Origin of the sequence: Dyadobacter sp. CY351 (genome assembly GCF_021502625.1) — a bacterium.
GTDB lineage: Bacteria > Bacteroidota > Bacteroidia > Cytophagales > Spirosomataceae > Dyadobacter > Dyadobacter chenhuakuii.
Genome location: NZ_JAKFFU010000012.1, coordinates 13,417 through 28,053, shown reverse-complemented (window position 1 = coordinate 28,053; position 14,637 = coordinate 13,417). Strand labels below are relative to the sequence as shown.

13 protein-coding genes are annotated in these 14,637 nt (G+C 44.0%); 5 read left to right on the top strand and 8 right to left on the bottom strand.

Going from position 1 to position 14,637, the window contains the following annotated elements; all coding sequences use genetic code 11:
- Nucleotides 1-16: 16 nt before the first annotated feature.
- Nucleotides 17-466 carry a hypothetical protein gene (locus L0660_RS20700; RefSeq protein WP_233794745.1) on the bottom strand — a complete coding sequence of 150 codons (450 nt, stop codon included), beginning with the start codon at nt 464-466 and terminating at the stop codon, nt 17-19.
- Nucleotides 467-532: 66 nt separating this feature from the next.
- On the bottom strand, nt 533-1,774 hold the full coding sequence (locus tag L0660_RS20695; protein WP_026629530.1) for an ABC transporter permease: 1,242 nt from the start codon (nt 1,772-1,774) through the stop codon (nt 533-535).
- 146 nt (nt 1,775-1,920) lie between these two features.
- Here L0660_RS20695 and ggt point away from each other — a divergent pair, with 146 nt between their 5' ends.
- Both ggt and L0660_RS20685 read left to right on the top strand, forming a co-directional pair.
- Nucleotides 1,921-3,687 carry a gamma-glutamyltransferase gene (gene ggt / locus L0660_RS20690; protein WP_235161160.1) on the top strand — a complete coding sequence of 589 codons (1,767 nt, stop codon included), beginning with the start codon at nt 1,921-1,923 and terminating at the stop codon, nt 3,685-3,687.
- Between the two features lie 48 nt (nt 3,688-3,735).
- Nucleotides 3,736-5,079, top strand: a complete 1,344-nt coding sequence (locus L0660_RS20685) for a hypothetical protein (protein ID WP_235161159.1) — start codon at nt 3,736-3,738, stop codon at nt 5,077-5,079.
- Between the two features lie 15 nt (nt 5,080-5,094).
- Here L0660_RS20685 and L0660_RS20680 read toward each other — a convergent pair whose 3' ends face one another.
- Nucleotides 5,095-5,613 (bottom strand): cupin domain-containing protein, encoded by a 519-nt coding sequence (locus tag L0660_RS20680; protein WP_235161158.1) that lies wholly within the window; start codon nt 5,611-5,613, stop codon nt 5,095-5,097.
- Nucleotides 5,614-5,756: 143 nt separating this feature from the next.
- Between L0660_RS20680 and nudK the strand changes: the two genes are divergently transcribed.
- Nucleotides 5,757-6,383 (top strand): GDP-mannose pyrophosphatase NudK, encoded by a 627-nt coding sequence (gene nudK, locus L0660_RS20675; RefSeq protein WP_235161157.1) that lies wholly within the window; start codon nt 5,757-5,759, stop codon nt 6,381-6,383.
- A gap of 16 nt (nt 6,384-6,399) precedes the next feature.
- Here the strand turns inward: nudK and L0660_RS20670 are convergent, their stop codons facing one another.
- The 3 genes from L0660_RS20670 to L0660_RS20660 all read right to left on the bottom strand — a co-directional run bounded on the left by L0660_RS20670 (nt 6,400) and on the right by L0660_RS20660 (nt 8,212).
- Nucleotides 6,400-6,732, bottom strand: a complete 333-nt coding sequence (locus tag L0660_RS20670) for a YtxH domain-containing protein (protein WP_026629535.1) — start codon at nt 6,730-6,732, stop codon at nt 6,400-6,402.
- Nucleotides 6,733-6,849: 117 nt separating this feature from the next.
- Nucleotides 6,850-7,581 (bottom strand): SIMPL domain-containing protein, encoded by a 732-nt coding sequence (locus L0660_RS20665; protein WP_235161156.1) that lies wholly within the window; start codon nt 7,579-7,581, stop codon nt 6,850-6,852.
- Between the two features lie 196 nt (nt 7,582-7,777).
- Complete coding sequence (locus tag L0660_RS20660) at nt 7,778-8,212, bottom strand: MarR family winged helix-turn-helix transcriptional regulator (protein ID WP_082217549.1); 435 nt, start codon at nt 8,210-8,212, stop codon at nt 7,778-7,780.
- 229 nt (nt 8,213-8,441) lie between these two features.
- Between L0660_RS20660 and L0660_RS20655 the strand changes: the two genes are divergently transcribed.
- Together L0660_RS20655 and L0660_RS20650 are read left to right on the top strand one after the other, a co-directional pair.
- The gene (locus tag L0660_RS20655) at nt 8,442-10,304 is read left to right on the top strand and encodes a M12 family metallo-peptidase (RefSeq protein ID WP_235161155.1); all 1,863 of its coding nucleotides are present in this window, start codon (nt 8,442-8,444) and stop codon (nt 10,302-10,304) included.
- A gap of 7 nt (nt 10,305-10,311) precedes the next feature.
- Complete coding sequence (locus L0660_RS20650) at nt 10,312-10,914, top strand: hypothetical protein (RefSeq protein WP_235161154.1); 603 nt, start codon at nt 10,312-10,314, stop codon at nt 10,912-10,914.
- A 101-nt stretch (nt 10,915-11,015) separates the two neighbouring features.
- Here L0660_RS20650 and L0660_RS20645 read toward each other — a convergent pair whose 3' ends face one another.
- Both L0660_RS20645 and L0660_RS20640 read right to left on the bottom strand, forming a co-directional pair.
- A complete protein-coding gene (locus L0660_RS20645) occupies nt 11,016-13,601 on the bottom strand; it encodes a phosphoenolpyruvate carboxylase (RefSeq protein WP_235161153.1) in 2,586 nt (861 codons plus the stop codon).
- A 66-nt stretch (nt 13,602-13,667) separates the two neighbouring features.
- Nucleotides 13,668-14,540 (bottom strand): tyrosine-type recombinase/integrase, encoded by an 873-nt coding sequence (locus L0660_RS20640; RefSeq protein WP_235161152.1) that lies wholly within the window; start codon nt 14,538-14,540, stop codon nt 13,668-13,670.
- Nucleotides 14,541-14,637 lie beyond the last annotated feature (97 nt).

Below are 14,637 nucleotides of genomic sequence, written 5' to 3'. Positions count from 1 at the left end.
TTAGGGGATTTAGGGGCTAAAGAACCTTATTCGTGTCTATCTCCGTGGGAGCAGGCAAATTGGATGGGGGTGGCTGCGGCAACTGGTTTGAGCGCACATTTTCCAGCACTTCCACATTGGTTACGAAATATTTGGTATCACCATTCCAGGGCAGTGTAAAGAACTTTTCTTCGTAGGTAAGTGAAACGCGCTGCCCGTTTTTGATAGCCTCTTCAAGCTTAGCGATCGCGTCTTTATTTTTTGCGCTTACAGAAAACACCCATTCCGAAGAATTCATGGTGCCGTCGCCTTCGTACAGGCCGCCCATTCTCAGCTCGCCTTCGTATGTTTTAAATAAATATCCTTTGTTGCTCAGCTTGGTAATGAAACCTCCGCGTTTTCCTTCGCTGTAATAGCCGAATGTCAGGTAATAGAGGATTCCAAAAATGACGGCCAGAAATATGGCAAATATGACCCATTTACGCATAATAGTAATTTTCTGAGTTTATTGATATAAGCGAACTTCGCAAAACGGTTTGACTATTCCTAGTTATTATTTTGCCCGAATGGCAATAACCGGGTCCATGCGCGCGGCGAGCATTGCGGGCACAATTCCCGACAACACACCAATGATACTTGAAACGCCGAGCCCGAGTATAATGTTACCCGGCGTAAGCAGGATCTGCAATGAGCCCATTGGCATGAACGATAGAAGAAATACCAAAAATATGCCAACCAGTCCGCCCACTAAACTCAACATAACCGCTTCGAATAGAAATTGGAACAGGATCGAATAGTTTTTAGCGCCCAGGGATTTCTGAATGCCTATGAGGTTCGTTCGTTCTTTAACAGAAACAAACATAATGTTGGCGATCCCAAAGCCTCCTACCAAGATCGAAAAGCTTCCGATTACCCAGCCGGCAATGGTTAGCACGGCAAAGAGCTGACCAATTGCTTCCGCAGCGGCTTCGGGACGGTTCAGGGAAAAATTACTGCCATCCCGCGGCTTAATGCCCCTTTTGGTTCGCATTAAGCCCGTAATTTCGGCTTCCACTTCCTTCATTCCTTCATCTTCGGGAAAACCTTTTACAACAATGTCAGCACTGCGGCGCCCCGATTGAAAAAGCTTTGAAAATGAGGCAAACGGAATTATACAGTTTTTATCAGGACTTCCGCCGAAATCCACAAGGCTTTCGCCCTTCCGGACCTGAACGCCGACGATTGTAAACTTATTTCCGGCCAGTTTAAATGCCTTCCCGACCGCATCTTGCCCGGGAAAAAGCGCGGCGGCTATGTCTGCGCCTACTATGGCCACATTTCGTGCATTATTTGTTTCAAGCGGGATAAAATAGCGCCCGTCCTGAATGGGAATATCTGAAATCTGATTGTATTCATAGGAAACACCTTGAATCTGCGCTACAATGCTGTTGGAGCCGTTCTTCAATGTAGTGCTGCCCCGGAAATCCATAACTGCCACGGCGCTGGCACTTTCCAGGTTGTCGTAAAGAAATTTATATTCAGCGAAAGTAGGCTCTGGCCATTGAAAGTATTTCCACCATTGATATTCTCCTCCGAAACCCCAGGGCCATTTTTGAACATATATAACCTTATCGCCGATGAAGCTCATGCTGTCCTTAATGCTGCGTTCGAGGGAATCGACAATGGTAAAAACGGCTACAATTGCAAAAATGCCCACCGTTACGCCCAGCAATGATAAAATGGTCCGGGTAATGTTGGATTTGAGCGCCTGCCAGGCAAAACGGAAACTTTCTAAAACCTGCCGTAAAAATTTCATAGCGCCGTCGGATATAAAGTTTTTTTCAAAATCCTTTCAAACCAAAAGTTAACTGTAAAGTAGCAGGAGCAGAAATAAATTGTTACAAAAGGCAAGATAAAGTGATTGATTTAATAAATTACAAACTGAATAATAACGCGCTGACAATGACATTACGCTACACTCTTGCACTTGCTTGCTGTATTTTCCCGGGATTTCTTATTGCGCAAGCACCAGTTAAGGAGTCCACCGGATTCTATCAGTTTCTTTCTGACGACCCGAATCAGAAACCATTTTTCAGCGACAGGCCGGGGGTAATTTCGAAAAATGGCATGGTTGCCTCTGCCCATCCGGAAGCCTCAAAAGTAGGAGTCGAGATATTAAAGGCAGGAGGCAATGCGGTTGACGCGGCGGTTGCGGTGCAATTTGCCTTGGCTGTTGTGCATCCGTCTGCGGGGAATCTGGGCGGTGGCGGATTTTTGGTGTTGAGAGATAAGACCGGCAAGAGTTATAGCATTGATTTCCGCGAAAAAGCGCCTGCAAAAGGTCATGCAGACATGTATCTCGATAAAGACGGCAATGTTATCCCCCAATCCAGCATTCTTGGCAGACTTGCGTCGGGTGTTCCCGGCTCAGTGGCTGGCATGGCCGAAGCACATGCAAAACATGGAAAACTGCCCTGGAAACAACTTATTCAGCCGGCTATCGACCTTGCGGAGAATGGCGTAATACAAACAGAAAGAGAAGCACGCGGGCTTAATGCAATCAAAAAAGACTTGCTATCATTGAATCCGGGCACAAAATATTTTATTAATCCAACCGGGAATGACTGGGTCGCCGGCGATGTGCTGGTGCAGAAAGATCTGGGAAAAGTTTTACGCCGCATTCAGAAAAAGGGCCACGATGGGTTCTATAAGGGCAAGACCGCGAGGCTTTTGGTAAAGGATATTAATAAAAATAAAGAAGGGATTATTAGTAAAAAAGACCTTGCCGATTACAAAGCCCAATGGCGGGAAACGATTACAGAAAGCTATAAAGAATATAAGGTGATCACCATGGCGCCTCCTTCCAGCGGTGGCGTGGCATTGCTGCAACTCATGCGCCTGACCGAGCAGCATCCATTGCGGAAATGGGGCTGGCACAGCGATTCCACCATTCAGGTGATGATCGAAGCGGAACGCAGGGTTTATGCTGACCGTGCCAAGTTCCTGGGCGATCCTGACTTCGTTAATGTGCCTGTAGAAACATTGATCAGTAAAAATTACCTGAGTAAGCGGTGGAATGACTTCAATTGGGATAAAGCAAGGGATAGCAAGGACATCAGCGGCGGCGTTTTCCCAGGTTATGAAAGTCTTGAAACAACACATTTTTCTATCGTTGACAAAGAAGGCAATGCTGTTTCCCTCACTACAACGCTGAATGGCGGATATGGAAGCCGGGTTGTGATCAAAGGCGGCGGATTTCTGATGAATAATGAAATGGACGATTTCAGTATAAAGGCTGGCGCGCCTAACATGTACGGGCTGATCGGTAACAAGGCAAATGCCATTGCGCCGGGTAAAAGAATGCTTTCGTCCATGACGCCAACCATTATAGAAAAGGACGGAAAGCTCTTGATGGTCGTTGGAACACCGGGCGGATCGACCATTATTACATCCGTTTACCAAACCATCCTGAACGTCCTGGAACACGGTATGACCATGCAGCAGTCGGTTAACGCATTAAAATTTCACCATCAATGGTTACCAGACATAACCACTTTTGAATCAAATGCATTTTCGGAAAACACTATAAAAAGGTTGCAGAACAAAGGTTATAACCTTGAACAGCAACGCAATACAATAGGGCGTATGGATTGTATACTGGTACGCCCGGATGGTTCGCTTGAAGGAGGCTCGGATCCGAGGGGTGATGACACGAGTTTGGGATACTAATATTTCAGCGCTTTTGAGCGTTACTCTTAAGCATTGCTTTATCCTGTTATGAAAAAACTTACATTCCTGTTACTATTTATATCTGCTGCCTGCTTATCAAACTGTAAAAAAGATTCAAACGAACTCGGGCCGGATCCGGATACCGGCAAGCCATTCGCACCGATACAGTTTTTAAGATCATTTGACGTTACTGACTCTGAAAAAGTCACATTTGATTCGGTAACGAAGAACTATCAGATCAGCATGCCCGAATCATATCAGAGCAATTCGGCAGAGTTAAAAATGTCTTTAAACAAAAATGTGGTGCTGATAGACAGCCTCGGAAAAGCCACAACAGACAGCACAATTACCTATAATTTTAAAGGAAACCCGCCGCTGTCATTTACATTACGTGATAAGGAAGACAAGTTTGCCGGTACATTCACAGTGTATTTCGAAATCGGCGGCGAACCTAAGGTTGAGCTGCTGACGAAGACTATTACTGTCAATACAAACGGCTTCAAGACACCATTCAAATTTGTGTCCGGCGTTGGGACCATTCCTGCGCGTCCCGGGCAGGCCGCACCGATCATTAAGCTGACCAATCCCAAAACCGGCTTCACCGACCAAACAACTTATAACCAGAATCAGGATAATATCGTTTTTGAATCGATAGATAAGCTTGTGGGCCCGGACCCTGTTACGATGGAAGTCCTTTTTGCGGATAAAAATCCGATCAAATTCGAAGGTGTTACGTTTACGCGTGGCGAGCCTATTTCCAGGATCTCTGACTCTAAATTTGTTTACTCTACCAAAGATTCGGTGTTTATAAGCGGTGGATATTTCCTTCCGTCGACCAAATATACGGTCAAATTCACCAACGATTTCGTGAAGACGCCTGCAACAGCAGCATTGAAATATGTAAGCGCCACAAACCTGAATCTGGAAAAATTCCCGGCCAATATACCTGACGGTTCTTACCTGCTTACCTTTCATGAAGGAGAGAAGCAGATTGGCAAAGGTGCCATCTACGTTTCCAATGTGGCCACAACCAAAGGCATAGAATCGATCTGGAAGGGAGACCTTACATTAGCGCTTACGAGAAATGTGGAACCATTGACATTCAAAAAAGGGGACACATTTTATGCAAAACCGTCGCCGGTGGAATACGGCTCATCAAATACAAGCTTTGACGTTGCCAAATTGCCCGCATTGCGTTTGAAAAGCGGTGCAACAACGGTGGATCTGAAACCTGCCCTGGCGGTTGTGAACTGGGCCACTGCCGGTGTGAGTTATCCGGTTGGCCGATATGTTGTTCCTGCGAACCTTGCAGCCGGTCAGTATGAAGTCTATGCTGTGTTTCCGGATAAGACCGTTAGCAAGCCATATTGGGCGAAACTACGCGTCAATTAATCGTTTCAGCAAGCTTTAAACTCTTGTCAGTTCCTGGATAGTTTGTTTAAGTTCAGGAAACTGCATTTGTAATGCAGCTCTTTCGGCCATTTCAAAATCTGCAAAATCAAATCCCGGAGCAACCGTGCACCCAACCAGTGCATAGGCACTTCCTTTTGCAGGTCGCGAAGCAAACCACGCTCCTGCGGGCACCACTGCCTGAAATGTTTCTCCGTTGTCGGGGTTATTGCCTAGCCTGATCACCTGCATTTCCCTTTTTTTCTCATCGATTACAAAAACATCCAACGCTTCGCCCGCATAGAAATGCCACATTTCATCGGCCTGAATCCTGTGGAATGCTGAGAAATTATGGCTTTCCAGCAAAAAATAGATGCCGGTTGAAAATGCCCTGTCGCCATTGAATCGTTCAGGTAATGCTTCCCTGGGAATGCTTTCTGCTGCCCGGTAAGTCTCCGTATAATAACCGCCCTCAGGATGGGGACTTAATGCATATTTCTCAATCCAATAATGCGCTGGTTTCAGGTTTTCTATCATGCAGACAATTTAGCATGCCCATTTAATAAATCACGCCGGAACTCAGGCTTTTTATTCTTCAAAATACAATCCAGGTTTTGGCATATTCAATCATTTGCTTAATTTTGATCATAATTAATCATAAACGATCAATATTAGTCAATATGAAAAATGACCGGGTTCGTATCACATCTGACGAGGTGCTGTCAAACAATTGGTATACATTAAAAAAATACACATTCGACTATCAGCGCGCTGACGGGCAATGGGAAAAGCAATCCAGAGAAGCCTACGACCGTGGCAATGGCGCCGTTATCCTGCTTTATAACGGCGAAAAGCAAACGATTCTCTTAACCCGGCAATTCAGAATCCCAACTTATGTCAATGGAAATGACACCGGCATGCTGATAGAGGCTTGCGCCGGACTGCTGGATCGTGATAATCCAGAAGATTGCATCAGGCGGGAAACGGAAGAAGAAACGGGCTATAAAATCAATTCTGTTGAGAAAATATTTGAAGCTTATATGTCACCTGGGTCGGTTACCGAGATCCTCTACTTTTTTGTGGCAGAATATAGCGAGGATATGAAAGTGAGTGATGGAGGCGGCAGCGCGCAGGAACAGGAGAACATTGAGGTGCTGGAATTACCATTCGGAAAAGCGCTGGATATGGTTAAGTCCGGGGAAATTAAGGATGCCAAAACCATTATGCTGCTGCAACATGCGCAACTCACCCAATTAGTCACAAAAAATGGCCAAACAGAGTCAAATCAACTCTCTTCGGCCATTTAAATTTATTTTCTATTAGCTATGATATGGGATCAGGCGTAGGCGTGTTTTGAGGTGTCGCCGTTTCGGGGCTGCTCTTTCCGCCTACGAATTTCTCATAAAGATCTTTGAAGAAGCTCTCAGCATCCGGGAAGCTGCTTTTAAGCGTATCTGCACCTTTCGTTTTGAGCTCATCAAAATACTCCGGAGCTTTATCGATTGCACCTTCTGCTTCGGCTTTCAAATTATTAGCCTTCGTTTTCAGGTCTTCCAAAAGCTTTTCGCCCTCTTCGCTTTGAAGATACTTATGTGCGGCCACGCCGGCGGCTGCTCCAAGAATAAATGTGGCAAGGTGTTTTGAGTTTATGCTCATGATTTCCAGTTACTTAGTTTAAGATTAAATTTATGAAATTATGTCTTGTACAAAAGGAATACTTAAAGTCACCGAACATTTGCACAAAAAACTGTGCCCACATTTACTATCACCTGCTTACTTAATCTCAAATGCGGCCTGCATACGATAGCTTATCTTGATTTTCTGATATTGAACCTGGCTATCCGCCACCATATCTGCTGATTCTGCTTGCGCCAATGTTCTCATATTGGCCTTCGCAAAAACAGGCTGAGGAAAGTACAGGTTTTCGTCCAGTTCTTTAATTTCAAGCACTTTACCAAGCTTTTCGTCCAGCGAAGCAACCAGATATTCCGCTTTTACTTTGGCTGCTTTCAATGCGTCGATTTTAACCTGCTTCTTTAATTCTTCTCTTTTTGAATGGTCCACCCGGCTCACATTCGCATACTGCACACCGCGGCTTTCAACTTTTGACAAAATGCCGTCCAACTTCTCAGGACTGCTCACTTTCAGCTCATACTGCTTGCTCTCAAGGAATGTAGCAGGCTTCTTTTTCTTATCTGTGTAATTTTGATAACCCCCTAATCCACTGATAGAAAGCGCATCTTTGGGCAACCCGGCCTCTTCAACTGCTTTCAAAAGCTGTTTTTCCAAAGTGCTGATGATGACCTTGTTCTTTTGGTTTTTTTCATCTTCAAAATATTCCTGCAGTGAAATATTGAAGTAAATTTCGTCCGGCACAATTTCCAATTCGGCAAAACCTGCTACTTCAATCTTAGGTGCAACGACCTGTTGTTCATATTTGATTTGCGAAAAAGCAGGGAACAAAGCGGTCATAGCAAGCAGGGAACTCAAAACAATTTTTTTCATGGCTTTCATTAGTAAATATTGAATATAAAATACAGATGCAGTCGGCAGGCTTAACGTTGTAATGCGTCGGAATTATTGCCGTCAACGTAGTTTAGATGCAATGATTTGCCAAAGGTTTAAAACAAAAATGGGAGCATAACGCAATCAGCTGTTATTCTCCCACTTACCACTAAAAAAATTTTATTTTTCTGCCTTTTCAGGTAAAATTCTGATAAATCGAGTCCATAATTCGGACAAAGTGCTGATAATCGGAATCATTCAAACTTCCCCAACCCTTTCGGCGAATGTCTGCAACAATAGGAAAAGCCTCATTATAGGTTGATTCGCCTGTTTTGGTCAGGAACAAATTGAATTTTCTTCTGTCCCCGGCAGCCGGTCCGCGTTCCACCAACCCCTTTTTTTCCAGCAGATCAATGATGCGTGTGACCGTTGGCGGATCTTTAAACGTAAGCTCAGCAAGCTCGTTCTGACTGATTCCCTGCCGTCTGAAAATATGATCTATTAGCACCCACTGATCCACTGTAAGGTCAAAACCGGCCTCCGTCAGCTGTTTTTGTAAAGCATTTCGGATTTTTTTGATAGTCGTATCTATTTTAAAAAAATAGGCACGCTGATCAGAATGATGCGTCATGATTGGTCACGTTGAAGCTTTGGGCAATTGAGTATCCCAATTATAAGTCCCTTCAACTATTCGTCTACTAATAATTGCAGGGAAATTATTCGATTTTATCTCAATGCCCAAAATGACCGGCAAATAATTCAACCCTGCTACTGGGAAAGTCATGGCTAGAAATACTTTGTTATACCTGAAAATAAACCAACATTCGGCGGTTCAGTTGTCCAAACTAATCCCATACACTATGCATAAATTATTTATCCTACTGATAAGGAGCTCTCTAACGTACTTTCTGATCTCATTTTTATGCTGCGATCCGGCACTGGGCCAGTCGCAAAAATTTATTGAAGTAATCCCCGGTAATGCCATCCCGGACAATCCAGAAATGAGTGCTTACATTACCCGCTTAAAAAAGAACCCAAACATTTCAAATCACCACTTCATCCATCTCAACCCGATTGCCACTACTCAGAAAGAAGGCATTCTCACATTAGAAATTCCGGGAAAAGCCAAGCCCAAAATTGCCGAAGCAAGCGAGGTCAGGTATTATTCAAGTGCTGATTATGAATGGATAGGCAAAACAGATGAGAACCGCGGAACCATCATCATTCTGTCCAAAGCAGGAAGAGTTTCCGCGCATTTCTCCACGCCCGACGGCATCTACGAAATTTTCCCGGCGCCAGGCGGTTTGTATTGCTTGCAGGAAGTTGACACGTCAAAAGGCGACGACGTCGGCTGTATCGCACCCGATGAGCATCACTCCACCGAAAGAATAAGCACGCAACAGCCCGAGCATGCCCCGCCGGTCCATTCAAATGCAAAGATGAATCCCTGTCAGCCGCTGATTAGCCCCCGGGTGCTTGTGTTGTACACACCGAAGGCGCTGGCGTTGGTGGGTAGTGCTGCTGCAATAGTTAATTGGGCAGATTTGTCAGTCGCTCAATTTAATAGTACAATATACAATAGTGGAATAACAAGTAATGCTGTGCTAACCTTGGCCGGTGTAGCACCATTAGACGTTAATGAAAGCCAAAATTTAAATGATGATCTCGAAAAGCTAATCATAAATCCTGTTGCTCAAAACCTCCGAAATCAATATCAGGCGGACATAGTCGTATTGTTCTCGGATGCAGTTTATTCAAACGGTAATACGCGAGGCGGCGCGGGCACAGTTACTCTTCAAAACGACCGATCATATGCAATTGTAGAAATCTGGTCATGTACATCAAGAAAAACATTTGCACATGAGGTTGGCCACTTATATGGCTGTCGACACGAAGATACGGCCGGGTCACCTGCATATGCACAAGCATATTGTATCAAAAATGGCCTTGGGATAGTTACGGACCGAACAGTGATGGTTGGCAAAGCAATATCTGATCAACAAGCCAAAAATCGACTTTTAAATTTTTCCAATCCTAATATAAATGTAGGAGGTAAGCCTTCCGGAACAAATAATGAAAACAACGCGCTGCGAGTCACCCAATCCCATTCGGTTGTAAGCGCTTTCAGACCTAATCCCAATCCGCCTTTCGTTGCTTACGTTGACGGGCCAACTTTTGTAACAGCACCCGGTGGCAAAAACTATGAGGTGACATATAGTTGTGGATCTGCGCCATATTCGATTGTCTGGCATTATAGCTATGATGGGATTAATTATCTCACTTCCAATACTACCACGGACATTTTTACATGGAATTTCTATCAGACTCAGAAAGTATGGTTTAAAATAACGGTTACGGGAAATGGTAAATCTGTTTCTGCATTTATTGCTGTTACATCACAGATGCCCAATCCCTACAAGACTGGCGTGGTTGAAACGGATTCTCTTTCTCAAAGTCTTTTACATCTTGAAGCAACTCCAAATCCAGCCTCAGATGAGGTTCGCATAAATTACAAAACAACATCAGATGCCGAGATCAAACTTGACATATTGGATCAATCCGGCTCCGTAATCCAAACACTTTCTGATAGCTATTTAACGCGCAAACCAAATGGGGTTACCAGTAGAAAGTGGGACGCGAGGAAGTTTCCAGCCGGGATTTATTTCATCAGGCTGATGGTGGGCAAAAATATTGAAACAAAGCGAGTGCTTATATTAAGATAATTGCCTCATGAAACCATTCAAAAGTTTAACTTTCTTTATTCTAATGATCGGAAGCAGTGCTTGTGAGATTTATACTCCGTACAGAAACGCGGGAATATCATGGGGATATTTTGAAGCGGATATGAGTGGAACGGAATGGAGTAAATTATATGATAATGCTTACCAGTCTGTCTACGCGGGAATCTCGGAAAATACGGATTCGCTATGTTCCATTAAAAGCGCATATATGTTTTCGAATTCATTCGATTCAAATGGATTTAGACAGCAGGTTTTATATTTTGACCAGATTCCACTTCGAAAAGGAAGATTTTTGCTGACATCGGAAGAAAATAAATACTGCATAGACAATGATCATGTACGTGCCCTGCTCTATTCTCAAATTTACGACGATCAGCCTGGGGACTCTTTCAGAATACTTCCTAAAAGTGATAGCTATTTGCAAATCAATTCGTTAAATATGACCACTGGCGAAATTTCTGGAGAGTTTAAGTTTACAATGGTGGTGTATGGAATAAAAGACGATAGCTCGCTGTCCGACACGCTGTGTTTTACAAATGGTAGATTCCATACTAAAATATTGGAGCGAAGGAAAAGAAACCGACAACTCTAATTCGTCTATGTCCAATAAATCGCGAAAATATAATGTTGATAGCAAAAAAAATCTCCTGAACATTCGAGCATGTTCAGGAGATCTAAATATTTAGAAACTTACTACGCCGAATTCCTCGCCGCGTTGATGATACCAAACATGGCCCGCATAATGAGCTGGTTGTATGTTTCCACGTCCACCGGAAGATTCTTGGGATCTTCTGCCAGCATTTGCAATGCATACTGCTGGATTGTGATCAATGGTAAAACGATCCGCTCACGGGTTTTAATGGAAACCTTAGTGACATTGTTGCTATCCAGAAGTTCTTTTTGCCCGGAAACTTCAAGCAGTTGGTCTCTTGTCAGTAAGAACTCATCGTACATTTTATCCCAGAACTCCTTATAATCAGGCTCATCGCGCAGATATTTGGTTGCCGGGAAAAATGCTTTGGACAATGACTGCATCGAATTCTCGATCAATGTCCTGAAAAACAATGATTTTTTATACAATTGCGAAATAGTCTCCTTCTTACCGTCTTTCGACATCTGTTCGATCGCTGTTCCGAATCCGTAAAAGCCTGGTACATTCTGCTTCATCTGCGCCCAGGATCCCACGAACGGGATAGCACGTAAATCTTCAAATTTCAGACCTTCATCATCGTTCCCACGCTTTGTAGGGCGACTGCCAATGTTGGTTTGTCCATAAAAGCGCAACGGCGTCTTTTTGTCCAGATATTTGACAAACATCGGATGATTTTTCAGATCCAGATAGGAGTCATAGGCTAATGCCGCCATCTCTTCAATAAGGACTTTATCCTCTTCATTCAGCTCGTCTTCAACACGATTTCCTCTAAACAAGTGGTTTTCAAGCCCTGCCGTGAACAATCTTTCCAAATTGTACATAGCCGTCGTTACTGTTCCGTAATTTGAGCTGATCGTCTGTCCCTGAACAGTAAGCTGGATTTCTTTATCCTCAATGTCTGTTCCGAGCGAAGAGTAAAAATTATGGTTGTTGCCACCACCGCGCGCAGGAGGACCTCCGCGGCCATCAAAGAATGTAACCTTGATTCCAAATTCACGCGATACTTTCGTTAATTCTTCTTTTGCGCGGTAAATTGACCAGTTTGCCCGCAAGTAACCGCCATCTTTTGTTCCATCAGAAAACCCTACCATTATAGTTTGGTGGTTTTCGCGGTTTTGCAAATGGTTGCGGTAAAACTCGTTTTGATACAATGTCCGCATGATCTCTGGTGCATTCGCAAGGTCATCAACGGTTTCAAAAAGCGGAACCACGTCCAGCGCAAGCCTTCCGCTTTCATCCGCAATCAGGTTTTTAGCAAGCGCAACGACCTGCATTACATTCAATGCAGAGGTGTTGTTGCTGATCACATAACGGTGAGCGCCTTTTTCACCATTCTGTGCCTGAATCGTTTTGATAGCGCGGATAGAACCCAGAATGTCCTTGGTCAGCTCGTCTTCATAATCTTCATCCCGCAACGGAATGTTCAGAGAAAGCAAAAGGTCTATTTTCTTCGCCTCATCCCAGCCTTCATAGTCACTGTATTTCAGCAACGGGATCTTCTTTTCCAGCCTTTTAAGGATATCTTCCCACGCTTTTGCATGTTTACGACTGTCCTGGCGCACGTCCAGGCTAGCAAAGAAGAACCCAAAAATGTTTAGTTTAAGGATGAAGTTGTCTAGCAATTCCACAAACAGCCCCTGATGTTTGGAAACCAAAACCTCACGGGCTTTCAGAAATTCATCAATTAATTCCTGCGCATTGGCATAACCCTCTTCAAACGGCCCGAAAATGGTGCTGTTCATCTTGCGTTCTGCCAGACTGATCGCTTCGTCCACACCTTTGAAAGTCAGGCGGCGCTTCAATTGTCTCAAATCACGATAATAACCTCTCAAAAGCGTTTCCCGCAATCTTGCCGCAACTTGCAGCGTAATTTCCGGATTCACGAACGGGTTACCATCCCGGTCACCGCCCGGCCAGAAGCCTAGCCGATAAACATTCGGGTAAGGCCAGTCGTGGACGCTCATTCCCAGGCCATTGATCAGTTTTTCAAGAATCGATGGAATGGCGTCGTAATATACATTTTCCAAAAACCAGCAAAGGCTCACCGCTTCATCAAAAGGCGTGGGTTTTTCGTGGTTAATGAATGCGGTTTTACCCAATTGCAGGAGCAGCTGGTTTACTTCCGTAAAGTCGTTTTCCTTGATTGCATCTTCGAGATCATTAATGATTCCCAGCACTTTACCCGAATAAAACTGTGTCGGGTGCGCAGTAAGGACAATCCGCACACTGAAATCTTCGAGCTTGGTAAGCAGCTTCTTTTTGAGCTCATCATTATCCAGGCGATCTGTCAGATAATTAACCGATCCTTTGCCGGTCAGATCGTGGGTCTGGTCAAATGCAGCATCCTCCACAGAGTCGAAAAGTACAACTTGCCTTTCTATATATTGGATAAAAGCAAAGAGCAGATCTGTCCTTTCTTTTGGTGTAGCAGTTTCCAGTAATTCTGAAAAAAAGTGCTCTATGATCTCCCGTGGCGTCTTTCCCTCCTGAAATCCGATCTCACTCTGCTGCGTTAGTATGGGGAGCAATGATCCCGTCTGAAAAATACCACGATAGGGCAAACTCAGAAAAAGACTATTAAATATATTGTACTTCGTTACAACCGCGTCCTGGAAACTGTTATTCATACTGGAGTGACAAAATTATATTCTGGAAACTGCAATTAAGGCAAATATACTTCTAAAAAATGGGTTTCAGGCTTTTGGATGGGCTTGCTGATGCGTTTTTTTGAGCTTTTCGATAGAGTTATGCGTGTAAATCTGCGTCGCAGCCAGGTTAGCATGACCCAGAAGCTCCTTAATTGCATTAAGATCCGCGCCCCGATTGAGCAAATGTGTGGCATAGGTATGACGCAATACGTGCGGGCTTTTTTGCGACAATGTGGTGACGGCCGACAAATATTTTTCAACCGTTCGCTGTATAAAGACGGGATAAACTGCTTTGCCTGAATTGGTTAATATCAAGCATTCCGTATCCTCCTCAGGCGCACGCAATGTCAGATATTGAAAAAGTAAATTTGCCAGAGATGTAGAAATAGGAACGACACGCTCCTTTGACCTTTTCCCAAACACTCGGATCGTCCTGGCGGGAAGATTCAGATCTTTTATTTCAAGCGAAACCAGTTCCGAAAGCCGGATCCCGCTTCCATATAACAGCTCCATAATGGCGCGGTCGCGGACTCCCTCAAAGTCGTCAGTAAAAGTATCCGGCATGAAAAGCGTTTCCATGGATTTTTCTTCAACAAAAGCAGGCAGTTTTTTGCGCGTTTTCAGCGCTGAGAGAATTTTAGTGGGATCTTGGGAAACCGCCTTTTTACGTTTCAAAAATCCATAAAATGTTCTGAGTGACGCAATTTTGCGATTAATAGAAGATGGATTCATGCCTTCTTCCATCAAACTCACTATCCAGGACCGCAGCATGGGTGCCTTTGCCTCTTCCGGCTTATCCAGCTCGTATTGAAATAAAAGATATTTCTGAAACTGGTCCAAATCCGTCTGATAAGACTTTACAGTATGAACACTGGCGCGTTTTTCAAATTTCAGAAAATCAATAAATGAGGTTATCATATCAGCAACATACAAAAAAGGGCCGCCTTTAACAAGCAGCCCTTCTCCTTATGATATGGATATAATAATCCTGTCGAAATCTTTCAGAACACCATTC